The following is a 23,701-nucleotide window of genomic DNA, read 5'->3' on the forward strand; positions in this document are numbered from 1 at the left end:
CCTTGCCTCTCTGCCGACCAATGCGATGACCAAAACTACCTGCCGCTTGCTCGGCCGAGTGCCACCCCAAGCCATTGAGCTGCCGGACCCACATGATGCCGCTCACCGAAACCGAAGTGTCCTGACTGACGCTGCCTTTTGCCGGACCCTGGTGCGCAACAAGGGATTGGCCGCACCGTCAAGGCTGTGCCTCTTCCTTCTCGCGGGACCCGACTCGACCTGCGTATGGATGTGCGGACGCTTCCCCGGTCACCTTGCCTCTGAAGACCCTGTAGCTAATCGCCGTGTAGAGCAGCATGAGCGGGAAGACGAAGAGACCCGCACCCCAGAACATGAAGGCGAGGCTCGCATGTGGTGCAGCGGCCGCTTCGATCGTGATCGCAAACGGGATCATGTAGGGCCAGAACGAGATCGCCAGCGTGCTGAATGCAGCCGCGAAGATAAGGACGACCATGAGGAACGGTGGGCCGTCCCGCCGCTGGCGGACACTGCTGACCAGAGTGATGGCGGCGGCGACGCCGACCGCCGGAAAGAGAAGGAGATAAGGCCGCTCCAGCCAGCGGTCCATGACCGGCAGATGCTCGATAACCGCATAGACGAACACTACAACCAAAAAAGCGAGGAGTGCGATCGAGAGAACAGGCATCTGGCGATAGGCGATCTCCCTGACATCCGCTTCGCACTTGCAGACAAGCCAGGCGGCGCCGAGAAGCATGTAGCCGATGCAGAGGCCGATCCCACAGAGCACCGAGAAGGGACTGAGCCAACCGAACTCACCGCCGACATAGTGACCATTAGCGATCGGCAAGCCTTCGACCAGAGCGCCGACGGTAAGGCCCTGTACGAATGCGGCGACGAATGAACCGCCGGCGAAACTCCAATCCCAGAGCCACCGCATCCGCTTCGCCTTGTGCCGAAATTCGAAGGCTACCCCGCGAAGGATCAGTCCCGCGAGCATGACGAGAAGTGGCAGATAAAAGGCAGACAGGAGAGTCGCATAGACGAGCGGAAAGGCGCCCCAGAGGACGACGCCAGTGACGATCAGCCAGGTCTCGTTGCCATCCCAAATCGGCGTGACTGCGGTCATCATGACATCCCGCTTCGCCTCATCGCGGGTGAGGCCGAAGATGATACCGACGCCAAGATCAAGGCCGTCGAGAAGCACGTAGAGCAATGTGCTGATCGCAAGGACGGCTACCCAGAAAATCATCATCTCTATTCTCCGGCTGTGGGGTGATGGGGTGCCGCTGGATGCTTGACGACGGACATCGGGCGGTTGGGGGTCGCATCGGTGGCTGGCAGGACGAGGCGCCCCGCGGGCCCGGCACGTAGAAGCGCGTAGATGTAGAAGATACCGAACAGAAAGATGAGAGTGTAAACCGTGCAGAAAACGATGAGCGATAGAGTGGCTGCGCGCGTCGTGAGGAACGGTGTCATTGCGTCGGCGGTTCGCAGAATGCCATAGACCGTCCAAGGCTGCCGCCCGACCTCGGCGGTGAACCAGCCGGTCAATATCGCGGCGTAGGGCAAGGGAAAGCTAAGGAACGTGCACCAGAGAAAAATGCGGTTTTGCTCTATGCGGCCCTTCACGCACAAATAGGTGCCGAGCCAGGCAAGCATCAGCATGATCATTCCGCAGCCGACCATGATACGAAACGCGAAGAAGGGAATGAGCACTGGAGGCCGATCCTGCGGCGGGAAATTGGTCAAGCCTATTTCCCTCGACGTGAAGCTCATGCTACCGATGAGACTGCCGAGGACAGGAACGCTGATCGCGTAATGATTGGTTTCGGTGCTTTCGTCCGGAATCGCGATCAGCACTTCACTCGCCGGCTGCTCGTCGTGCCAACGGCCCTCGATCGCTGCAAATTTCGCCGGCTGCTCGTCGTGCACGTAGTCGCCGGTCAGATGGCCGAAGTACAGCTGCACCGGCATGAGGACAGCCGCGAGGTAAAGGCCCATTTGCAACATGATGCGGGCCTCGGTCCCGAATATTCCACGTAGCAGGTACCACGCCCCGGTCGCCGCGACGCAGAAGGTGCCGGTCAGGTAGGAGGCAAGAAGCATGTGTGGAAAGCGCACCCAGACGACGGGGCTGAAGATGATTTTGGCCCAATCGCTCGGAACGAAAATGCCATTCTCGATAACATAGCCGACCGGGACCTGCATCCAGCTGTTGTTGACCATGATCCAGAATGCGGAGAGCGTCGTACCGAGCGCGACCATGGCGGTCGAAAGGAGGTAGAACCACGGCGCCACTCTTTTCCGCCCGAACAGAAGGACACCGAAGAAGCTCGCCTCGAGCGCAAAAGCGGTAAAGGTTTCATACGTGAGCAGTGGGCCTTGGATCGGTCCTGATATGCGCGAGAGCTCGCTCCAGTTGGTACCGAACTCGAAAGCCATGACGATGCCGGAAACGACACCGAGCCCGAAGGCTATACCAAATATTTTCAGCCAGAATTCAAAGACAAAACGATAGGCGGGACGTCCCGTCGCAAGGTGAAGGGCTTCGAGGACGGTAAGCCAGGCGGCCAGGCCGATGGTGAAGGACGGGAAGATGATGTGAAACGACACGGTGAACGCGAACTGGAACCGTGACAGGAGGAGCGCGGTAACGTCCATGGCAAGCCCCCTAGCGCCAGAGATTGGATTTCGCGAGATCGATCAGTTCATCGGCTTTCCCGTTCATGAGCGCTTTCGTCATGTAGAGCGTGAAGCCCTTCGCCATTTCTATGGTCACCGATGGTGGCATTGCGAGCTCGGTTCGGCTTACGACGGCGTCTATCAACACTGGTCCCGGATGCGCCAGCGCCGCGGCGACGCCTTCATCCACGTCAGCCGGCCTTTCGATCCGAATTCCGCGGATGCCGGCAGCCTCCGCCATCGCCGCGAAATTCGGGTTCTTGAAGTCGGTCCCGAAACTGAGGAATCCGGTGGATTTCTGCTCGAGTTCAATGAAACCGAGCGCACCGTTGTTGAATACGACGACCTTCACCGGCAGCTCGAGCTGCGCAAGGCTCAGGAGGTCGCCCATCAGCATGGTAAAGCCGCCGTCGCCCGAGAGCGAGACGACCTCTCGCTGGGGAAAGGCCGATTGCGCGCCAATGGCCTGCGCCATGGCGTTGGCCATCGACCCGTGCCAAAAAGACCCGACCAGCCGCCGCTTGCCGTTCATCGCAAGATGGCGCGCCGCCCATACCGTCGGAAGGCCGACGTCGCAGGTAAAGACCGTGTCGGCCGCAGCCTGGTCGCTCAATGCCTTGACAACTTGTTGCGGGTGCAGCAGCCGTCCACCGGGTTTGCCGATTGCCAGATCGTCGAGCTGTTTGCGCGCTTTGCCGTAATGCTCGCGGGCTTGCGCCAGGTGGGAACCATCGCGCTTCTCGTCGAGAAGGGGCAACAAGGCCGCAAGGGTTGCTTTGACATCGCCGACCACGCTGAGATCGACGGCAGCGCGACGGCCCAAATTCTCCGGCCGGATATCGACTTGCGCGATGCGCACACCACTTCCCTGCGGATAGAATTGCCGATAGGGAAAATCTGTCCCAAGCATGAGAAGGACGTCGCAGTCGAGCATGGCGTAATAGCCTGATGAGAAGCCGATGAGGCCCGTCATGCCGACGTCGAAGGGGTTGTCCCACTCTACATGCTCTTTTCCGCGCAACGCGTGGACCATCGGCGCTTTGAGACGCGCACCCAGCGCCAGCAGTTCATCATGGGCTCCCTGGCAACCCGAGCCGCACAGGATCGTCACACGGCCATCCCCGTTCAGCAGGGCTGCAAGCCGATCAAGCTCCTGGTTGGCGGGCGTCACCACCGGCGCCCGCGGCAACAGAGCATGGATCTTCGGCGTCGAAGCTTTAGACGCCGCTTGCAGCGATACGTCTCCGGGCATGACGATCACCGATACGCCGCGCTTGCCGACCGCTTCGCGGATCGCGACTTCGAGGGTGCGCGGCATCTGGTTTGGCGAGGAGACGAGTTGACAATAGTGGCTGCACTCCTTGAACAGCGTCTCCGGATGGGTTTCCTGGAAAAAGCCCGAGCCGATTTCCGCGGAAGGAATATGGGCTGCAATGGCAAGCACCGGTACCCTTGAGCGATGGCAATCGAAGAGCCCGTTGATCAGGTGGAGGTTTCCAGGCCCGCAGCTGCCGGCGCAAACAGCGAGGTCGCCGGTCAGATGCGCCTCGGCACCAGCAGCGAAGGCGGCAACTTCTTCGTGACGGACATGCACCCATTCGATTTTGCCCTGGCGACGGATGGCGTCTGTCAGACCGTTGAGGCTGTCGCCGACAATGCCGTATACGCGCTTGACCCCCGCCGCGATGAGGAACTCGACAAACTGATCTGCGACTGTTCTTGGCATAGCTTTGCTCTCCAGCGTTGTGTCTACGGCCGATGGCAGCTCTCCGCTGCCGCTGGCAGTCCCAGGGCGCAGCGAGGAGGCTGGTCGGTCGGGATCACGTGGAGTTTGGCGATTTGGGATGCCGCGATCTATTGCACGCAGGTGGCGCGGAATAGCATCATGGTTTTATTGGCCTAAGCTTTGGATTACACGCGAAGGACGGCAGATCGAATGCCAGGAGAGCCACCACTGTTCGAGCGGGTCTCGGCTCAGCCGTGTTGCGGCTCCCGGGGTACCAGTTGCAGCTTTTCGGCCATCTGGCCGAGCCCGAGAAGCGAATGGGCCTCCATCTTTTGCATCAGACGGCTGCGATGCACCTTCACGGTGGCTTCGGCGATGCCCATATCGCCTGCAATCTGTTTGTTGAGCCGGCCGCGCACGACCTCGATCATGATCTCCCGCTCCCTGGGGCTCAGCGACGCGAAGCGCTGCCTGAGAGCGACCAGAGTTTCTTCATTCTTCAGCCGGGCACGATCGCGAGAGAGGCCGAGCTGAATAGCGTCCAGGAGCTCCTGATCACGGAACGGCTTCGTCAGGAACTCAATGGCACCGCCCTTCATCGCCTGCACCGACATGGGGATGTCACCATGGCCGGTGATGAAGATGATGGGGATCTCCTGATTCGCATTGGCAAGCTGACGTTGAAGATCGAGGCCGCTTCCTCCCGGCAATCTGACGTCGAGTACCAGGCAAGCGGGACACTTCGGCGGGTCCATCTCGAGAAACTCGGAGACGGACGCAAACAGTCGAGCATCGAGGTCGAGCGATCGTAACAGGCGCCCGATCGAGGCTCGCAGGGCGGGATCATCGTCGATGACCAAGACGGTAGCGTTCGCGTCTGACATCTTTGTGCTCACGATCAGGGGCCGGCAAATGAGCGTTTGCCTCGGTTTTAAAGGTCCGTGGCTCTTCTCCCGCAAGGTTAGTCCATACTGATCGACGTGAACAGTCTCATTCTCCGTCAACGTTGCGCGCCGGCGTAAACGAGAGTTTATGCCCTTCAGCCTCCGCTTGCTGGCATCGCGCCCGCAACGGCGAAAATCCGCATCCAGGGATAAACCATAGTTTACACGTACTGGTATTGCTCCGGCATCGCTCCGGGCGCAGGCTAGCGCATTCGCACCCGCAGTTCGTGCGCACTTCCGGAGCACATATGGCGACGGCGTCGTTGGTCTCGGTCGTCGAGGACGATCAGTTCTTTCGCGAATCCATGAGGAGGCTCATGAGGTCGCTTGGCTACGACGTCGCGACCTTCCCGTCGGCAGCCGATTTCCTCGCATCGCCGCGTCTCGCCGAAACTGCCTGCCTGATCGCTGACGTCCATATGCCGAAGATGACTGGGCTCGAGCTCCATGAACGCCTCACCGAGGCGGGTTATGCGATTCCGACGATCCTCGTCACCGCCTATCCTGACGACGCCGACCACACCCGCGCCCAGAACGATGGGGTCGTTTGTTACCTCCCAAAGCCATTCGATGAGCAGCATCTGGTGCGCTGTCTTCGTGCGGCCCTCAAGTCTGCTGAGCCGCCCGAAGAGGGTTCCTGAGCTCCTTTTCCGCATCGGGCAACGTGAATTGGAAAGCAGCGCCGCGAGGCTCATTCGCATCTACCCACAGCCGGCCCCCATGTGCATCGATGATCGACCGGCAGATCGACAGCCCCATCCCCAGTCCGCTGGATTTGGTGGTGTAGAAAGCCTCGAAGATGCGATCGAGGCGGTCCGGATCAATGCCCGGCCCGGAATCGCGCACGGACACGAGCACGCCTCCGATCTGGGCTTGCTCGGTGCTGATCAGCAACTCCCGCGGCCCGGTCCCGACCGTGCTCATGGCTTCGACCGCGTTCAGAATTAGGTTCAGCACGACTTGTTGCAGTTGAACATGATCCCCCTCGATCGCAAGCACCCCCTTCGCAAGGCGAGTCTGGACCGAGATTCCATTCTGGCTGACTGCGCTTCGCGCCAATAGAATCACCTCGTTGATCGCCTGATTGAGATCAAAACGGGACTTTCGCGGCGGTGCTTTCTTGATCTGGTCACGGATGCGGTCGATGATATCTCCGGCTCGATCAGCATCGCCCACAATAGAGTAGAGCGCTTCCCTGACTTCCTCCAGGTCCGGAGGCTGCCTGCCCAGGAAATTCAGTGCCGCACGGGCGTTATTGCGTGCCGTCGCAATCGGTTGCGTGATCTCGTGAGACAGCGAGGCGGTCAGTTCCCCCATTACGCTGAGGCGGTTCATGTGCGCCAAATCTGATTCCAGTCGGAGCAGCCTCTCATGCTCCTCCTGCGCGCGCATGTCCGCTGTTACGTCGCTACTGGTGCCGCGATAGCCTCGGAATTCTCCGTTCGTGTCAAACACTGGTTTGCCGCTGGCTTTCACGTACATCGGAGAACCGTTGCTGCTCATCCCCCGATAGACAAAGTCACGAAACGGTTTACGCAAATCAAGGGCTTCCCAGACCTGCCGCCACTTCTCCGATTCCGTTTCAAGGTCGAGAGCGTGATCCGAGAACATTGTTCCGATTCGATCAGCCGAATCTGAACCGAACGCATTCTCGGTCAGCAGCGTGAACTTGTAGTCCGGGCCGATCTCCCAGAACCAATCGGAAGCGGTTTCGGCATAGTCACGGAACTTCGCCTGACTCTCCCGCAAAGCTTGCTCGACGCGCTTGCGTTCGGTTACGTCGATCTGCGTGGCGACCACCTCGACCAGTTCCCCATCTGTGGAGAAGATAGGGTGGCGGATTGATTCGAGATATTTGACCGTTCCACCAGGCAGTATTATTCTGAATTCGCTCGAAAAGTTTTCTATTCCGTTCTGCGCGTTCTCAACATCTGCGCGCACCCGAGCCCGGTCATCCGGGTGGATGCGGTCCCACACCGCTTCACGGCTCGGGAGACCGTCGCGCGGATCAAACCCAAAAATACGATAGGTCTCTTCTGACCAATAAAGGATTGTCGTGGCATTGTATGCCGACGCGCCGGTGTGACTGAGCCTCTGGGCTTCGGCCAGAAAGGCTTCGCTGCGGCGCAGCAGGTCTTCGGCTCTCTTGCCCTCATCGATGTCGACAGACAGGCCGTACCACTGCACAATGCGTCCTTGTTGATCGCGCAATGGCTCGCCGCGAACATGGTGCCAACGAAACTCGCCATCCGCCCGACGCAGGCGGTGCACGGCCTGGTACGAAGTTCCGGTCTGAATTGCGTGACGGAAAGCCCTTTCTGTTTCTGAAAAGTCGTCCGGGTGCACGAATTTCTTCCAACCGCCATGCTTGAAGTCCTCAAATCGCATGCCGCTGTAGTTCAACAGGCGCTGATTGAGTTGGGTGGGTTCGCCGGCGGGGTCCAATGACCAGAACTGGGCTGGTACCGTTTCGACGATTTGGCGGAGCGCGTATTCGCTCTCCCGTAAGGCTTGCTCGGCGCGCTTAAGCTCTTCAATATCCAGATTCACCCCGACCCACTGCATCAGAGTTCCATCGCTTGCGCGGAGCGGTTCGGCTCGACTGAGGAACCAGCGGTAACTCCCTTGAGCGTTGGGAACTCGCTGACTAAACTCGGCAGCCTCCCCCGAGCGCAGACAGTCTGACCAGGCTTTGCGTGATTCTTCTTGCTCGTCGGGATGCAACAAAGGGATATGGGCGTCCCACGTCGCGCCAACGTCGATACCGAGGCGCAAGGGATGATCTTTTGGAAGACCAAGGTAATCCGCGGTTCGTTTATTCACAAAGGTGAGCCCGCCGGACGGAGCCGTATACCAAGTATACGCAGGAATCACATTGAGAGTGGCCTGAAGCTGTGCCACGGATCCGGGCCGTTCTTCGGCCTTCTTGACTTCATCGATATCGACACACAGGCCATGCCACTGAATGATGAGTCCCTGCCGATCGCGCAGAGGCTCACAACGAACGTGGTGCCACAGAAACTCGCCGTCCGCCCGGCGCAGCCGAAGCACACCCTGATACGACGTTCCGGTTTGAATTGCCTGATGGAAAGCCTTTGCAGTTTCCGGAAAGTCGTCTCGATGGACCCTTTCCAACAATCCACCCCCGGCAATTCCGTCAAGTGTTGCTCCAATATAGTCAAGCAAACGCTTGTTGACGCATTCAATATTGCCTTTTCGCCCAGCTCTCCACACCAGGGCCGGAATATCCTCCACTAGCAGACGAAGCTCTTGCTCGCCGCTGAAAGGCGTCTCCTCAGCGCCGTCACCCTCGTTTGACATAGGTCGCTCCATAGCCGGCCTACAGTTGGGCGACTATCTTATCTCCTATGCCAGAGACGGACCATGCCTTTTCGGGTGTTTTCGGACATTTGGCGAAGGTTGCCGATATCCCTCCGGCCATTGGTAGAGATCGAAAGGAGGCGTTCGAGGCGGGCGAGGACTAGGAATGAGGAAGCCGACATCGCCGCGGTGGGCTCGTCGACATCCGCTGGACGACTTCGAAAGGAAGACGAGACCACAATTTCCCCGCCCCTCTACGGATATATTGCGGGAGCGGCAGAGACGAATGTCTCCCTTGCCCGCCCTGGCGGGTTTCGTTGACACGACCCGGACTTCATTGAAGCTGGGCCATGATGCAGCTCGAATGCGCTCAAGGTAAAGCGCGCCTGTCAGGAAGACGCTGTGCGTGGTGCGGTTCAACAACCGGGCGGGGCCCGGCAGCCTTCGAGGCCTTTCACCATCGGTGCCATGCATGCGGGTCGCTAGGGCCACAGCAACGTCGTTGCCAGACGGTGGCGGACGCCGGCTAATTCGTGCCTATCTATAAAGAGACCGCCTCGGCGGATCGAGGCGGTCAAGTTTGTTGCTTCGGTGACAAAGGGGGAGGACACACCGAGGTCAACCTGTCGCCGGACTGGGAGGGGAAGTTGCAGCGACATAGGGAAGGTACCATGGGGCCGCATCTCGTTAAATTGGACCGGGGTCTATAAGAAGTAGACCTACGGATTATCGAGAAGCGCTTCAAAGGACATGCCGCCGCGGCTGTCGGAGACGAAGCCGAGTTTCATGAGTGGATCCTCTTTTGTCCGTGGTAAAGAGACGGCTTGTTCATCTTTGCTATTTGACGCGTCCACCTTTCCGGAGCGCCTCCACGCCAGCTTCTGCGGCAAGAGAGGCGCCATAGCCGTCTCAGGCGTCGGAAGTGATGGCCGGAAATACACCGTTCGAACGAAGTCAGGAAGGCCTTAATATCTTGGTTTGGCCCTAGCTGCCGAGACCTACCATAGCCTCCATCGGTTGGCGGCAGTGTTCGGGGTCTCGGGGCATTTAGATTAACGAGATCTATGAGAATCACTCGAAAATTCGATACCTCCTTGAAGTTCTCTCTAGGAAGGTCTGCTATCAGGGAGCTGCGGAACCGATCTCAACGGCCGATATGGGGCGCAAAAGCGGACAAAATTCTCGACGTTGACAAAATGTCCGCTCACCTGAGCGCGCTCAACTTTGGGATGCGAACTGCTGTGAGCTACAGAAGGCCAACCGCTTTCCTTCAGTATATAAACGGTGCGATGGAGATACACGACGCCGGAGCCCGCTGCTTAACGAGCTAAGGCTGTCGTCAATCCTATTGTCCGGTCACAATGGGTATCCGTGGGTCGTCTTCACTGCCCTGAAGGCGGCTAGCAAGCGCAACGGTCAATGCTTGCGCTAGGCACATTGGCGCAGCGAGAGAACGCGAGAACGTATATTCATGTTCGGGGACCGGGAAGAGAACTGTCGCTGATTTGGCGAGTGGGGACAGCGTGCTGTCGGAAATCGCGACGATCGGGATGCTCCGAGATGCGGCATCCTCGACCACGTTCACAACTTCCGTTGCATAAAAGCGAAACGACACGGCAAATAGCAGATCCGTATCTTTCATTGTTCGCGCCATGTAGGTGGCCAGCCCACCACCGGGATCGAGTAGAACGCAGCGCTTTCCAAGCATCGTCAGAACATAGCGCAATAACTCGACAACGGGTGCCGAGCGCAACTGGCCCATCAGGTAGATTGTCTCGCTTTTCTCCAGAAGATCAACTGCCGTTGCCAAATCCTCACCGGAGATTTGCGCCAGGATGTCCTGAAGGGATGCGATATCGCGAACTACAAGGTCCCGTAAAAACCCGGCTTCACTCTTATCGGTCCGAGCTCCGAGCTCCGTTTCAAGAGCCTTCTTGCGCGCTTCGAAGCCCGGTGCTGCGGTAGAAAGACGGCGCTGGAACAGGCCTTGCAGGTCCTTAAACCCTTCGTAGCCCAATGACTGGGCAAACCGGACGAAGCTGGACGCATGGATGCCGCAGCGCTCTGCAATCGAATTGACGGAGAGAACCGCGACATCATTTGGGCTCTGAGTGAGATAGACCGAGATTTTCTGATAGGATTTGCTCATGCCGTCATAGCGGTCATGAACCAGCCTGATGAATTCCTCGTAGTCGCGCGGTGGTTCGATTTCTGCCATTCTTCATACCTGCAAATTCCATTGCATCATGCGCTGAACTGCAAAACGTTGGCAATGGCAAAACCGTTATAGCGCGTGCCGAAATCCGGTCCCGCCCTGTCGCGATCGATCAAAACGATTGCTGTCCAGTCAGCTTTTCGATGATCTTGTCGATCGAGACGGCCAGCACCAGCAAAAGGCCTGTGACAATCAGCCTGACCTCGTTCTCGACACCCATCAGATTAAGGCCGTTTTGAACCGTGCCAATGACCAGGGCTCCCAACAGGGCCGCATGGATGGCGCCGCGCCCGCCAAACAGGCTGACGCCGCCGATCACCGCCGCCGCGATCGATTCCAACAGCAAGGTTCCACCGCCGACGCCGCCGCCAGAAAAGACACCGACGCCGAGCGTTCTGGAGGAAGCGACGATCCCCGCAATGGCAGCAACACCACCCGCGATCGCAAACGCGGCCATGCGAATGAGCGGCACCTTGATCCCGGCCCGCCTTGCCGCCTCGTCATTGTTGCCAACGGCATAGAGATAGAGACCGAATTGTGTTTCGTTCAAGACGTAGCCACCGACCCCGAGGAGGAAGACGAAGATCAGAACCGGCAGGGGAATTCCCTGGTTGGCATTCAAGACCAGCACGACGATCGCGCCAAGCACGCCCGCCCCCGCGATCGGAAGAACCACGCCGTGAAGGGTCGATACGCCGAGACCTGCGCGTCGGCGCCGGGCGACGCCGGACAGGATCAAGCTAGCGAGGAGCGCGACGCCAATCAACCATGTGATCCAGGCTCCGGCGCCCTCTATCGTCGTCTGGGCGATATATTCCACCCCGGTGCCCATCAGGCCGTAACGCGCCGTTGCGGGCAGCAGAAGCAGTTGGATGCCGTTGAGCGCCAGGCCAAGTCCGAGCGTAACCACGAACGAGGGAACGCCCACCCAGTTCACCCAACGCGCCGAACAGGAGCCGATCGCTGCCCCGATCAAAATCGCAGCCGGAAGCGCCAACCACGGGGAAAAGCCGTAGTCGACGATCAGCTTCGCACTCAGGACTGAGGTGACGCCGTGGATCGCGGCGATCGACAGGTCGATCTCCTTGACCAGGAGAACGAACATCAAGCCAAGCGCCATGATGCCGACGACGGTGGATTGCTGCAGAAGGTTCGACAGGTTTCTTGGCGTGAGGAAGATGTCGCTCTGGGTGGAGAAAAAGATCCACAAGGCGACAAGGGCGATGACCACGGGCAACGCTCGTAGATCGCTGTTCAGAAGCTCTCCGAAAGTGCGACGCTTCGGCGTGATCGTCGTGGAAATGGAAGTCATGGTGTTCATTCCTTGCAAACGGAAATGTGTCGATCAGCCGGCGAGATTGACGCCTTCATTGCCACCGACCATCGCGTTGACGACCATTTCGCCGGTGACATCCTTGGATCTGAAGCTCGCAGCGTTTGCCCCGAGGCGCATGACCTCGATCCGGTCTGTCGCGTTGACAACGAAATGATGGATGTCGTGGCTGACAATGACGATGCCGAGGCCATCGTCGGCGAGACCACGGATCAGGTCAGCGACCCGCTGGGCAGCGGAGTGGCTGAGCGCCGCGGTCGGCTCGTCGAGGATGACCACTTTCGGAGTCCAGAGAATGGACCTTGCAATTGCGATGTTCTGACGCTGCCCGCCTGACATAGCACCGACCGGCCGCGTCAAGGACAGATTTCCCAACCGCATCCGCGTCATCACTTCGCGGGCGCGCACTTCGCATTCCGCACGGCGAATGCGCCTGCCAAAAAAGCCGGATCCGGTCAGTTCGCGTCCGAGAAAGAGATTCTGGACGGCATCGAGGTTGTTGCAGAGAGCCAGATCCTGGTAGACCGTGGCAATGCCGTGCGCCGTGGCATCGGCAGGCGTTCGTATATTGGCTGGCTTGCCGTCGATCTCGAAATCCCCGGAGTCGGCGGCATGGACGCCAGCCATCACCTTTACCAAGGTCGATTTGCCAGCGCCATTGTCGCCCACAAGAGCGACGATTTCGCCCGAATACACATCGACGGAAGCCCCGCGCAAGGCGTGAACCGAGCCGAACGACTTCTGGATGTTGCGCATCGAAACAATCGGAACGGATTTCTGGTTTGGCGGGGACGTGTTCTGCAAGCCCCCTGTATCGGTCGCGGTCATGTAGCCTCCGAAACGCTTTTGCCCTCGCTGGCGGAGGATGGCGGCAAACCACCCTCCTCCGCCGCTGGGACAAAATTAAAGGTTCTTCTTGCAGACGTCGGTCGTCTCGATGCCTTTGCAGATTTCTGCCCAGGTCCAAACGCCCTTGGAGACCACGTCGCCGAGATTGTCCTTGGTGATATTGCTGACCGGCAGGAACACCGCCGGCACGTCCATGAAGGTGTTGTTGACCTTGCCGTTGACCAGATCCTTCGGCACGCCCTTACCGGCAACAATCGAGGCGACGACTTCGGCCGCTTCGGTTGCCTGGACCTTCAGATCTTTCAGGACGGAATTGTCCTGCCAGCCTTGGGCAATATAGCGGAGGGCTTCCACGGTGGCGTCCTGGCCGCCGGTGACGAGCTTATCGCCCGGCTTGGCGCCCTGGGAGATGAGTGCCGCGACGGAGCCGCCCGTTGTGCCGTCATTCATGCCGAGAAAGACGTCGACATCGCCATTGGTCTTGGTGAGGCAATCCTCGGCGAAGTTCTGGGCGAGAACCGGATCCCAGTTCTGCGTGTACTGTTCGCAGACAACCTTGACCTTGCCGGAGTCGATCAGGGGCTGCAGGAATTCGTTCTGGCCCTTTTCGTACTGGCCCGTACCGTATTCGCCCTGATTGCCCTTGACGCGGGCTACGTTCACCGGCGTCTTCGACATGGCGCTGATCAATTCGGCGGCGCGCTTGCCCTGCGCCTGACCGACCGACAGGGAATCGAACACGATATGTGCCTCGGCTTTTCCGCCGACCGCGTCGTGGTCGTAGAGGACCACGGGAACATTTGCCTTCTCGGCGGCGGCGAGCCCGCCGGCTGCAAGATTTGCGTCGGCAGAGGTGAGAAGGATGGCTTTTGCGCCCTGAGCGATGGCGTCCTCGACCTGGGCCTGCTGCTTGGTCGGATCACCCTGCGCGTTTTGGACGACGACTTCGACGTCTGGCGCCTTCTCCTTCATGGCCTCCACAAAGAACGGCGCGTCACGGCTTTCGAAGCGGATCGTCGTCTGGTTGGGCAGAAGGAAGAACACCTTCGCCTTATCTTCCGCAAATGCGGCACCGCCCATTGCGGCGGAAATAATCGTCGTCGCCAAAAGGCTGCGGATCAGTCGTTCCATCTCTTACCTCCCATGAAACAAGTGAATTCGGATGCGGCAGATTTTCCGCAGGCAGCGCCTCCCAGCGCACCCTCTGCCACTCCATGATTGCTGTTTCTGCAACAATCATTGCATTTCAAGCTAAACAGCAATCCTTAATGTGTCAAAGCAATTTTCAATATTTACTGCTGTTTTTATTTATCGCAATTTTCATTGCGAAAGTTTCGCGCACGGGTGACGCGCTCAAGACGGTGTCTCCGGATCGAGCGTTGGCCGCATTCCATATGCGCGTGACTAATGTCGCTGCAGCTCGGTGGCGTTGACGACCAATCTGCTGTCGATATCACCCGAGAAATAATCGAGGACGTTCTGCACCGATGCCACTGCCATCCTTTCTCCGCACTCACGGGTGAGCCCGGCAATATGCGGCGACAGAACAACCTGATCGAAGGAAAGAAGAGGATTGTCCTGCGATGGTGGCTCGTCATCAAAAACGTCGAGCCCGGCAGCGCCGAGATGTCCGGATTTCAACGCCTCGACCAGGGCTTTCTCATCGACGACACCGCCGCGGGCGGTATTGACGAGTATAGCGCCCGGTTTCATCGCTGCGAGCTCTACCGCACCGATGATCGGTTGTTCGGCCTTGGGAATGTTGACGGAAACGACATCGGCCCATCGCAGCCCGTTGAACAGATCGTCCACGGGGTCGACCTGTCCTTCCGGCCAGCCTTGAGCCTGCAGATATGGGTCATAGGCCCTGATCGCCATGCCGAAACCTCCTGCCATCCGCGCGAGGTGGCGTCCGATGCGTCCAAATCCGATGATCAGCAACCGCTTTCCGGAAATCTCCTCTGCTTCCAGGCGATTTCGCCAACCCCATTCGGCAGGCGCTCGCACGGCGCGGTCACCCCGGAGAACGCGCTTGGCGGCCGACAGGATCAACATCAGGGCATGCTCGGCAACCGAAACGGAGTTGACGTCCCCGACGATCGTGAGCGCTATGCCGCGTGCGTTGAGCGACGGCAGATCGACGGCGTCATAACCGACACCGTGGCGCGAGACGACCTTGAGGCGCTCACCTTCTGAAATGGTGGGCGCCGACAGGGGTTGCGTGCGCAGCACCAACGCGTCGGCCTTGCCGATCAGCGGGCGGTACGACGGTTCGGACACTTCTTCGACATAATCGAAGGTGATGCCCTCGGCGCTCTCAAGAAGCGCCATGCCCGCGGGATGCAATTTTCCGGCGACAAGGATGTGCGGCATCAATATGCCCCCTTCACATCCGCGCCGGCGATCTGGCCGACGGCATCGCGAAACTTTGCAACGCTTGCGGCCGCGGCAGCCGCAAGGAGCCGACTGTCGCCAGAGACAGTGGTCATGTCGAAACCCCAGTCGATGGCGCGCGCCGCATAGTCCGGCGTGCCGCAATGGAGCGCGGCGCGGATGTTATTTCGCTTGCAGGCAGCGACGATGGTTTTCAGGGCTTCAATCATCTCCGGTTCCTCGCGATCGAAGGCGGGAGCGAGGCGGCCCTGCGTCAGGCTGAAGGTCAGGTCGGCTGGACCGACATAGATCCCATCCAGTCCCGGCGCCGCTGCGATCCCGTCAAGGTTATCCATCGCCTGCCTGGTTTCGACCATTGCGAAGGCGAGGATTTCGTCGTTGGCCTCGCCGGCATAGTTAGGTCCTGCGGCGAAACTGACGCGGGTCGGTCCGAAGCTGCGCTGGCCATGGGGTGGATAGCGGACGTAGCTGACGAATTCGGCCGCCTGTGCGGCCGTGTTCACCATCGGGCAGATGACGCCGTAGGCACCGGCATCGAGCACCTTCATGATGATGCCCGGCTCCAGCCAGGGCACGCGCGCCAGCGGCACAACGCCGGAGGCGCGCGTGGCTTGGAACATCGGCAGTACGGAGCTGTAGTCGAGGGCGCCATGCTGGATGTCGATGGCGATCGAGTCATAGCCCTGCGCTGCCATGATTTCTGCGGTGAAAGCGTTGCCGATGGACAACCAGCCATTGATCGACGGCCGACCTGCGGCCCAGATTTCTTTCAGCTTGTTCTTGATCATGCCCGCTGCCCCTCAAAACACAATCTGTGCAAGCTTGGTGTCGAGGTAGTCGCTGATACCCTCGATACCGCCTTCGCGACCCATCCCGGAATGATTGGTGCCGCCGAATGGCGCCTCAGAGGCGGCAAGTGCGAAGCTGTTTATTCCGACCATGCCCGCCTTCAAGGCGGCGACTGTCCGGCGGGCGCGGTCCGGCGAACGGGTGAACGCATAGGCAGACAGCCCCATGTCGCAGGCATTGGCGCGTCCCAGAACTTCGTCTTCATCCCTGAACCGCGTGATCGCGGCGATCGGGCCAAAATTCTCCTCGGCGAAAACCTTCATATCGTCGGTGACATCGGACAAAACCGTCGGCCTGTAGAAGTGACCGGCATTGAACTCGGAGGCACGTTCTCCGCCTGCGAAGACACGCGCGCCAGCTTTCACCGCGTCGGAAACGATCGCCTCGATCTCCGCTAGCCGTCCCCCATTGATCAGCGGCCCCATCTGCACGGAAGGATCCAGCCCGTCACCGAGTTTCAGCGCGTTTGCACGAGAAACAAATCCGTCAACGAAGGCATCGTGAAGGCTTTCATGGACGAAGAACCGGTCGGGGGTAACGCACACCTGGCCGGAATTCGCGAATTTCGTCGGGACGGAGACATTAAGCGCGAGTTCGAGATCGGCGTCATCGTAGACGATCAGCGGCGCATTGCCCCCGAGTTCCATCGAGACCTTCTTCACGGTCTCGGCCGCATCGCGGATCATCTGCTGGCCAACACGGGTCGATCCGGTCAGCGAGACCTTCCGCACTGCCTTGTCCGCCATGATCGGCGTGTAGGTCGTCGCCGTCGGTCCGACGACCAGATTGATGGTTCCGTCGGGCAGATTGCCCGCACGCATGCAGTCGACCATGACCATGGCGACGCCAGGCGTTTGGGTCGATGGCCTGATGATGATCGAGCATCCAGCCGCCAAAGCGGGCGCTGCCTTGCGGGCCACGAGGGCCGCCGGAAAATTCCAGGCGGTGAAAGCGCCAACGATACCGACGGGCTCGCGCGAGACCTCGAAGCGGCCACCCGGCACGCGGGACTCGATGATCCTGCCGTAGATGCGACGAGCCTCTTCCGCAAACCAGCGGAACTGGTCGACCGACAGACCCCATTCGCGCTCCGCCTGCGCGATGGGCTTGCCGGTTTCCGACGAGATCATCCGCTTCGCTTCGTCCGTGCGGCGAAGCATTTCGTCGGCAATCCGATGCAGTGCATCGGCTCTTGCAAAGGCGGATGTTGCCCGCCAGGCGTCAAAACCACCGCGCGCGGCAGCCAGGGCATCCTTGGTATCGTCGGCGGTGGCGACGGGAACACTGCCGAGCGCTTGCTGCGTGACGGGGCTCAGCACGTCCGCTGTCGCGCCGTCCGAGGCGGAGCGCCACTGTCCGCCAATGAAAAGTCCGAAATTCTGGTACATGCCTTTATCCGATCTCGCTGATTTTCACGGTGCGGCCCTCGGCCACCGATTTGATCGCGGCCTCGGCCAGGACCAATGCTTTTCGACCATCTTCGAACCCGACTTCGGGAGGATTTCCACTTTCTATCGCCTCGACGAAGGCGCTGATCTCGGCCGAGAACGCCTCTGCGTATCGGTCAATGAAGAAGTTCAGGAGCGGAGCACCACTCCCGGTAAAATCCGCGCGATGCAGCGTCGTCATATTGGGGCGGCGGTTTTCGGAGATGACCATGCCTTTCGCACCGAGCGCCTCGACGCGCTGGTCGTAACCATACGCCGCCTGACGCGAGTTGTTGATGATGCATTGCTTGCCCGTGGCGGTCGCCAGCACCACCGTCACCGTATCGTAATCACCCAGCCGCTCCATCAACGATGGATTTAGAAGTCGGCTTCCCACAGCGGAGACCTCCGTCACTTCTTCGCCGAGAATGAACCGCGCCATATCGAAATCATGGATGGTCATGTCGCGGAAAATGCCGCCGGACGCTTCCATGTAAGCGACCGGGGCCATGCCGGGATCCCGAGAGGTGATAACAACCTGATGCAAGTCTCCGATATCGCCGGTGCGAATGGCATCTCTCGCCGCGCGGTGTCCCGGATCGAAGCGACGGACGAAACCGAGCATGATAGGGACTGCCGTCGCACCGATCGTCTGCGCGCAACGCCGAACACGCTCGAGGCTAAGGTCGATCGGCTTTTCGCACAGTATGGGCTTGCCGGCCGCCACCGCTTTTTCAATAAAGTCGGCATGTGTTGGCGTTGAGGTTGCGATGAGCACGGCATCGACGGCCGCGCTAGAAAAGACATCGTCCGCCGAATCGAAGACCACCACGCCAAGTTTGCCGCCGACTTCGTCCGCAGCCGGGCGATGGATGTCAAACACACCTGCAAGGCTTGCGCGCGGGTGGGCCGCGATGTTTTCGGCATGCATACGGCCTATACGGCCGCAGCCGAGAACTGCGATTTTTAGCATCAGGATCCTCCCGACTGAATTTTTGCAATGATTGTTGCGGAACTATTGATTTGTCAATTAATATTTCGTACCGTTCGGAAAACATGATCCATGGGAGGAGACCGGATGTCCCGGAACACTGTACGCCTGACGATGGCGCAGGCGCTCGTACGCTATTTGTGCAACCAGTTCACGGAGATCGACGGCGAACGCCTGCCGCTGTTTGCGGGCGTGTTCGGCATCTTCGGGCACGGCAATGTCACGTGCCTTTCCGAAGCGCTCGAGGCGGTTCAAGACCAGTTGCCGACCTGGCGCGGTCAAAACGAGCAGTCAATGGCGCTCGCGGCGATTGCGTTTGCAAAGGCCAAGCGCCGCCGCCAGCTCATGGTCGCCGCCGCCTCGATCGGTCCCGGCGCGATCAACATGGTAACGGCTGCCGGCACCGCCCATGCCAACCGGCTGCCAGTCCTCCTGATCGCCGGCGATACCTTCGCAAACCGCATACCCGATCCGGTTTTGCAGCAGGTCGAACACTTCAATGACCCGACCGTCACCGTCAACGACGCTTTCAAACCGGTCAGCCGGTATTGGGATCGCATCACCCTGCCCGAACAGATCATCTCATCGCTGCCGCAGGCCATCGCAGCAATGCTGGATCCGGCGGACTGTGGTCCGGCATTCATCGGCCTTGCGCAGGACACGCAAGAGGTCGCGTTCGATTACCCAGTCGCATTTTTTGAACCCACGGTATGGTCCGTACCACGTCCGCGTGCAGACAGTCGCAAGCTTGCCGAGGCTGCAACACTTCTGAAATCCGCAAAAAAGCCACTCATCATCTCGGGCGGCGGCGTCCGTTATTCGCTGGCCGAAGAAAAGGTGGCCGAATTTGCGATCAGGCGTGGCATTCCGATCGTCGAAACGATCGCCGGAAAGGGGGCGTTGACGCACAATCACCCAGCTCACGCCGGCCCGATCGGCATTGTCGGCTCGACGTCTGCCAACGCACTCGCCGCGGAAGCGGATGTCATCCTTGCGATAGGCACACGCCTGCAGGACTTTACGACCGGCTCGTGGACCGCTTTTCGGCAGGACACCAAATTCATTTCGATCAACGCTGCACGCTTTGACGCCGTCAAGCATCGCGCCCTGGCCGTCGTCGGCGACGCCCTTGAGACCGTGACGGAACTCGACGAAATACTCGGTGAGTGGACCGCCGATCCGGCGCTCCTTCCAAAGGCTCAGTCGCTGTTTGCCGATTGGAACAAGCTGCTTGATCAACACCAGACGATCACCAACGGCCCGATCCCGACCTATGCGCAAGTTATCGGAATCGTCAACGAAACATCGAAGCCAAACGACACTGTGATTGCCGCCGCAGGCGGAACGCCCGGCGAAGTGACGAAAGGCTGGCGCGTCAAGGATCCCAACACGTTCGATTGCGAATTCGGCTTTAGTTGCATGGGATATGAAATTGCCGCCGGCTGGGGGCATGCGATGGCGAAGGCGGGCGACGGAACGCCGATCGTCATGATCGGCGACGGCACATATATGATGATGAATTCCGACATCTATTCGACTGTCCTTTCGGGCCACAAAATGATCGTCGTCGTCTGCGACAACGGCGGCTATGCCGTCATCAACCGCCTGCAGCAGTTCAAGGGTGTGCCCGGCTTCAACAATCTCATCAAGGACTGCCGCGTGAAGGAGCCTTTCGCCGTCGACTTTGTGAAACATGCAGAATCCATGGGAGCGCTCGCGCGCCGCTGCGAAAGCCTTGCCGATCTGAAGACAGCAATGGAATGGGCGCAGACGACCGACCGAACGACAATTGTGACGCTTGTGACCGACGCCTACGCCTGGGTTCCGGGCGACGCCGATTGGGACGTCGGTGTGCCGGAAGTTTCCGACCGGGAAAGTGTGCGGCAGGCACGCGCCGATCAGGAGAAAATCCGCGCAAAACAGCGTGTAGGCGTTTGACATGAACAGGATCGAAGGAAAATTTGCCGTCGTCACCGGTGGTACACAGGGCTTAGGCGCGGCAATTGCGCGGCTCTTTGCCGAAGCCGGCGCGGCGGGCATCGTCACCTGCGGACGAAACCGCGAAAAGGGAGACGCCGTTGCCAGCGCAATAAGCCGCGACACCGGCGTGCCGGTGACCTTCGTTCCGGCCGACCTTGGGAAAGTGGAGGACTGCCGGGCCGTAATTGCCGCAGCCGATGGCGCGTTCGGCAGGATCGATATTCTGGTCAACGCGGCCGGTCTCACGGATCGCGGCAATCTCCTGAACTCGACGCCGGATCTCTTCGATCGCATGTTCGCCATCAACGTGCGTGCACCATTCTTCCTCATGCAGGAGACTGCCAGGCTAATGATCCGCGACGGCGTCAAAGGCAGCATGATCAACATCGGATCGACATCGGAGCACGCCGGGCAACCCTTTCTGGCACCCTACTCTGCTTCCAAGGGAGCATTGGCGACACTGACCCGAAACTCTGGATATGCGTTGATGCGCAATCAGATCAGGGTGAACCAGCTCGACATCGGCTGGATGGCGTCTGACGGCGAAGATCGCGTTCAGCGCGACTATCATGGGGCCGATCCAGACTGGCTCGCCAAGGCTTCGGCCGCTCAACCGTTCGGGCGCATCCTCGCGCCTGAGGAGGTCGCGCGAGCCGTTCTTTTCCTTGCATCCGACGATTGCGGAATGATGACGGGTTCGGTCGTTCATTTCGACCAATCGGTCTGGGGAGCCTATGATGGCGGCCCCCCTGCTCCAGCAACAGCCCTCGCTGAATAGGTGAAACATGAAAACGATGAAGGGACCGGGCATCTATCTTGCCCAATTCGCGGCGGATGATGCCCCCTACAACTCGCTGCCCGACCTCTCGAAATGGGTGGCCGCAAGAGGATTTGGCGGCGTCCAGATACCCACATGGGACAACCGCCTGATCGACATGAAGAAGGCGGCCGAGAGCAAGACCTATTGCGACGACCTGAAGGGTGTGCTTGCGGAAAGCGGCCTCGAGGTGACGGAGCTTGGTTCACACATCACCGGTCAGCTCGTCGCCGTACACCCGGCTCATGACCAGATCATGGACAGCTTCGCCCCGGCGCATGTTCACAACAACCCGGCAGCGCGGCGCGCCTGGGCGGAGGAGCAGATGCGCTTTGCGGCCCGCGCGTCCCGCAATCTCGGCATCGATCGGCATGTGAGTTTCACAGGATCGCTGCTTTGGCCATATCTCTATCCCTATCCCCAATGGCCGGAAGGTCTGGTCGAGGAGGCGTTCGACGAGCTGGCGAAACGCTGGACGCCGATCTTGAACGACTTCGATGAACAGGGCGTCGACCTCTGCTTCGAGATTCATCCGTGCGAGGACGTGCATGACGGGCTGACCTTCGAGATGTTCCTGGAGCGTGTCGGCAATCATCCGCGCTGCAACATTCTCTACGACCCAAGCCATTTCGTGCTGCAGGCGCTCGATTATCTGGAATTCATTGATCACTACCACGAGCGGATCAAGATGTTCCACGTCAAGGACGCCGAGTTTCGGCCGAACGGCAAGACAGGCGCCTATGGCGGCTTCCAGCCCTGGTCGAAGCGTGCCGGCCGTTTCCGCTCGCTTGGCGACGGTCAGGTGGATTTCGGCGCGATCTTCACGAAGCTTGCAACCTACGACTTTGACGGCTGGGCTGTCCTCGAATGGGAATGCTTCATTAAGCATCCGGAGGACGGCGCCGCCGAGGGCGCAAAATTCATCCAGGACCACATCATCAGGGTGGCAGATCGCGCCTTTGACGACTTCGTAAAATCAGGCGCCAACAGGGACGCCAATCGAGCCATGCTCGGACTTGATCGAGGGTAATCATGACTTCAGATTCGACATCGCAAGGACCGCTTCGTCTTGGAATGGTCGGAGGCGGCAGCGGCGCCTACATCGGCAACATTCATCGTATTGCTGCCCGCCAGGACAGACACTGGGATCTGGTCGCAGGCGCGTTCGACGTAGACGCGGCCCGCGGACATGCTTTCGCCGCAAGTGAAGGTCTGAGCGCGGAACGATCCTACGACGACTATCGAGCCATGATCGCGGGCGAAAATGCGCGTGAAGACCGCATAGATGCGGTGGCGATCTGCACACCGAACTTCACGCATTTCCCGATCGCCAAGGCGTTTCTGGAAGCCGGGTTCGACGTGATCTGCGAGAAACCGCTGACGGCCACCCTGGAAGACGCCGTCACGCTCGAAAGGCTCGTTCGCGAGACGGGTCGCTTCATGGGCGTCACATATACCTATTCCGGCTACCCGATGATCCATGAAGCCAAACACATGGCTTCGACGGGCATGCTTGGAAAGATCCGCACCATTCAGGTGGAATACCCGTTGGAATGGATGGCGACCGCAATTGAAAGCGAAGGAAACGCACAGGCCGCGTGGCGAACTGATCCGAAAAAGAACGGCCGCGGCGGCTCGATCGGTGATATCGGAACACACGCTTATCACCTGGCCGGTTTTGTCTCGGGACTCAAGCTCGAGTCCTTGACCGCAGATCTGGCAACATTCGTGGAAGGACGTGCACTCGACGACAACGCCCACGTGATGCTGCGATATGAGGGTGGCGCGCGCGGGCTGCTCTGGTCGTCGCAGGTGGCCCTCGGCTCGTCGAACGGCGTCCGGCTGCGTGTGTTTGGTGAAACAGCATCTCTGCGTTGGTTTCAGGAGCGGCCGAACGAACTCGTGCACGCTCGTCTCAACGGCCGCACCGAAATCATTAAACGAGGCGCCGATGAACTCTCTGAAGCCGCGAAAGTCCGCACTCGTACGCCTCCGGGGCATCCTGAGGGATATCTCGAGGCATTTGCAAACCTTTATGCAGGTTTTGCGGAGGCTATTCGCGCAAAGCGTGATGGGCGCCAACCAACCGCCATCGGGCGGGATATTCCGACCGCATATGACGGCCTGAAAGGCGTTGCATTCGTCGATGCCGTTGTCGATAGCGCCGCGGCCAACAATCAACCTTGGCTGACACCCGTCGCGGTTTAACGGA

Annotated in this window: 18 protein-coding genes; 5 read left to right on the plus strand and 13 right to left on the minus strand. The window is 59.6% G+C overall.

Translation table 11 applies throughout. From position 1 onward, the window contains the following. Positions 1–178: 178 nt before the first annotated feature. From cydB to U5G49_RS32370, 4 genes are all read right to left on the minus strand, one after another. Complete coding sequence (cydB, locus tag U5G49_RS32355; RefSeq protein WP_246289448.1) at positions 179–1,213, minus strand: cytochrome d ubiquinol oxidase subunit II; 1,035 nt, start codon at positions 1,211–1,213, stop codon at positions 179–181. A 2-nt stretch (positions 1,214–1,215) separates the two neighbouring features. Next, positions 1,216–2,622 carry a cytochrome ubiquinol oxidase subunit I gene (locus U5G49_RS32360; RefSeq protein WP_193446741.1) on the minus strand — a complete coding sequence of 469 codons (1,407 nt, stop codon included), beginning with the start codon at positions 2,620–2,622 and terminating at the stop codon, positions 1,216–1,218. A 10-nt stretch (positions 2,623–2,632) separates the two neighbouring features. Continuing rightward, positions 2,633–4,369, minus strand: a complete 1,737-nt coding sequence (poxB, locus tag U5G49_RS32365) for a ubiquinone-dependent pyruvate dehydrogenase (protein ID WP_193446742.1) — start codon at positions 4,367–4,369, stop codon at positions 2,633–2,635. 248 nt (positions 4,370–4,617) lie between these two features. Continuing rightward, entirely contained in the window at positions 4,618–5,253 is a 636-nt protein-coding gene (locus U5G49_RS32370) for a response regulator transcription factor (protein ID WP_284200434.1), read from the minus strand. 377 nt (positions 5,254–5,630) lie between these two features. Between U5G49_RS32370 and U5G49_RS32375 the strand changes: the two genes are divergently transcribed. Continuing rightward, the gene (locus U5G49_RS32375; RefSeq protein WP_322790952.1) at positions 5,631–5,954 is read left to right on the plus strand and encodes a response regulator transcription factor; all 324 of its coding nucleotides are present in this window, start codon (positions 5,631–5,633) and stop codon (positions 5,952–5,954) included. Here U5G49_RS32375 and U5G49_RS32380 read toward each other — a convergent pair. The 9 genes from U5G49_RS32380 to iolG all read right to left on the minus strand — a co-directional run bounded on the left by U5G49_RS32380 (position 5,920) and on the right by iolG (position 18,674). Beyond that, the gene (locus U5G49_RS32380) at positions 5,920–8,634 is read right to left on the minus strand and encodes a PAS domain-containing protein (RefSeq protein WP_193445193.1); all 2,715 of its coding nucleotides are present in this window, start codon (positions 8,632–8,634) and stop codon (positions 5,920–5,922) included. The two genes, U5G49_RS32375 and U5G49_RS32380, sit on opposite strands and share 35 nt — an antisense overlap. Before the next feature lie 1,345 nt (positions 8,635–9,979). Next, positions 9,980–10,852, minus strand: a complete 873-nt coding sequence (locus U5G49_RS32385) for a MurR/RpiR family transcriptional regulator (RefSeq protein WP_193445194.1) — start codon at positions 10,850–10,852, stop codon at positions 9,980–9,982. A 109-nt stretch (positions 10,853–10,961) separates the two neighbouring features. Then, positions 10,962–12,161 (minus strand): sugar ABC transporter permease, encoded by a 1,200-nt coding sequence (locus tag U5G49_RS32390; RefSeq protein ID WP_193445195.1) that lies wholly within the window; start codon positions 12,159–12,161, stop codon positions 10,962–10,964. A gap of 33 nt (positions 12,162–12,194) precedes the next feature. Continuing rightward, a complete protein-coding gene (locus tag U5G49_RS32395) occupies positions 12,195–13,010 on the minus strand; it encodes an ATP-binding cassette domain-containing protein (protein ID WP_193445196.1) in 816 nt (271 codons plus the stop codon). A 75-nt stretch (positions 13,011–13,085) separates the two neighbouring features. Then, complete coding sequence (locus U5G49_RS32400; RefSeq protein ID WP_193445197.1) at positions 13,086–14,162, minus strand: ABC transporter substrate-binding protein; 1,077 nt, start codon at positions 14,160–14,162, stop codon at positions 13,086–13,088. A gap of 273 nt (positions 14,163–14,435) precedes the next feature. Beyond that, on the minus strand, positions 14,436–15,404 hold the full coding sequence (locus U5G49_RS32405) for a hydroxyacid dehydrogenase (RefSeq protein WP_193445198.1): 969 nt from the start codon (positions 15,402–15,404) through the stop codon (positions 14,436–14,438). Continuing rightward, complete coding sequence (locus tag U5G49_RS32410; protein ID WP_193445199.1) at positions 15,404–16,213, minus strand: HpcH/HpaI aldolase family protein; 810 nt, start codon at positions 16,211–16,213, stop codon at positions 15,404–15,406. Before U5G49_RS32410 ends, U5G49_RS32405 begins: the two co-directional genes overlap by 1 nt. Positions 16,214–16,225: 12 nt before the next feature. Then, positions 16,226–17,662: an NAD-dependent succinate-semialdehyde dehydrogenase gene (locus tag U5G49_RS32415; RefSeq protein ID WP_193445200.1), complete on the minus strand. Its 1,437-nt coding sequence runs from the start codon at positions 17,660–17,662 to the stop codon at positions 16,226–16,228. A 4-nt stretch (positions 17,663–17,666) separates the two neighbouring features. Beyond that, a complete protein-coding gene (gene iolG, locus U5G49_RS32420; protein ID WP_193445201.1) occupies positions 17,667–18,674 on the minus strand; it encodes an inositol 2-dehydrogenase in 1,008 nt (335 codons plus the stop codon). A gap of 105 nt (positions 18,675–18,779) precedes the next feature. Between iolG and iolD the strand changes: the two genes are divergently transcribed. The 4 genes from iolD to U5G49_RS32440 are packed head-to-tail and all read left to right on the plus strand — an operon-like array spanning position 18,780 to position 23,697. Then, a complete protein-coding gene (gene iolD / locus U5G49_RS32425) occupies positions 18,780–20,630 on the plus strand; it encodes a 3D-(3,5/4)-trihydroxycyclohexane-1,2-dione acylhydrolase (decyclizing) (RefSeq protein WP_193445202.1) in 1,851 nt (616 codons plus the stop codon). Position 20,631: 1 nt separating this feature from the next. After that, positions 20,632–21,450: an SDR family oxidoreductase gene (locus U5G49_RS32430; RefSeq protein ID WP_193445203.1), complete on the plus strand. Its 819-nt coding sequence runs from the start codon at positions 20,632–20,634 to the stop codon at positions 21,448–21,450. A gap of 7 nt (positions 21,451–21,457) precedes the next feature. Then, the gene (locus U5G49_RS32435; RefSeq protein WP_193445204.1) at positions 21,458–22,519 is read left to right on the plus strand and encodes a sugar phosphate isomerase/epimerase family protein; all 1,062 of its coding nucleotides are present in this window, start codon (positions 21,458–21,460) and stop codon (positions 22,517–22,519) included. 2 nt (positions 22,520–22,521) lie between these two features. Then, positions 22,522–23,697, plus strand: a complete 1,176-nt coding sequence (locus tag U5G49_RS32440; RefSeq protein ID WP_246289160.1) for a Gfo/Idh/MocA family protein — start codon at positions 22,522–22,524, stop codon at positions 23,695–23,697. Positions 23,698–23,701: the final 4 nt, after the last annotated feature.

This window comes from Rhizobium indigoferae (assembly GCF_034554815.1).
Lineage (GTDB): Bacteria > Pseudomonadota > Alphaproteobacteria > Rhizobiales > Rhizobiaceae > Rhizobium > Rhizobium leguminosarum.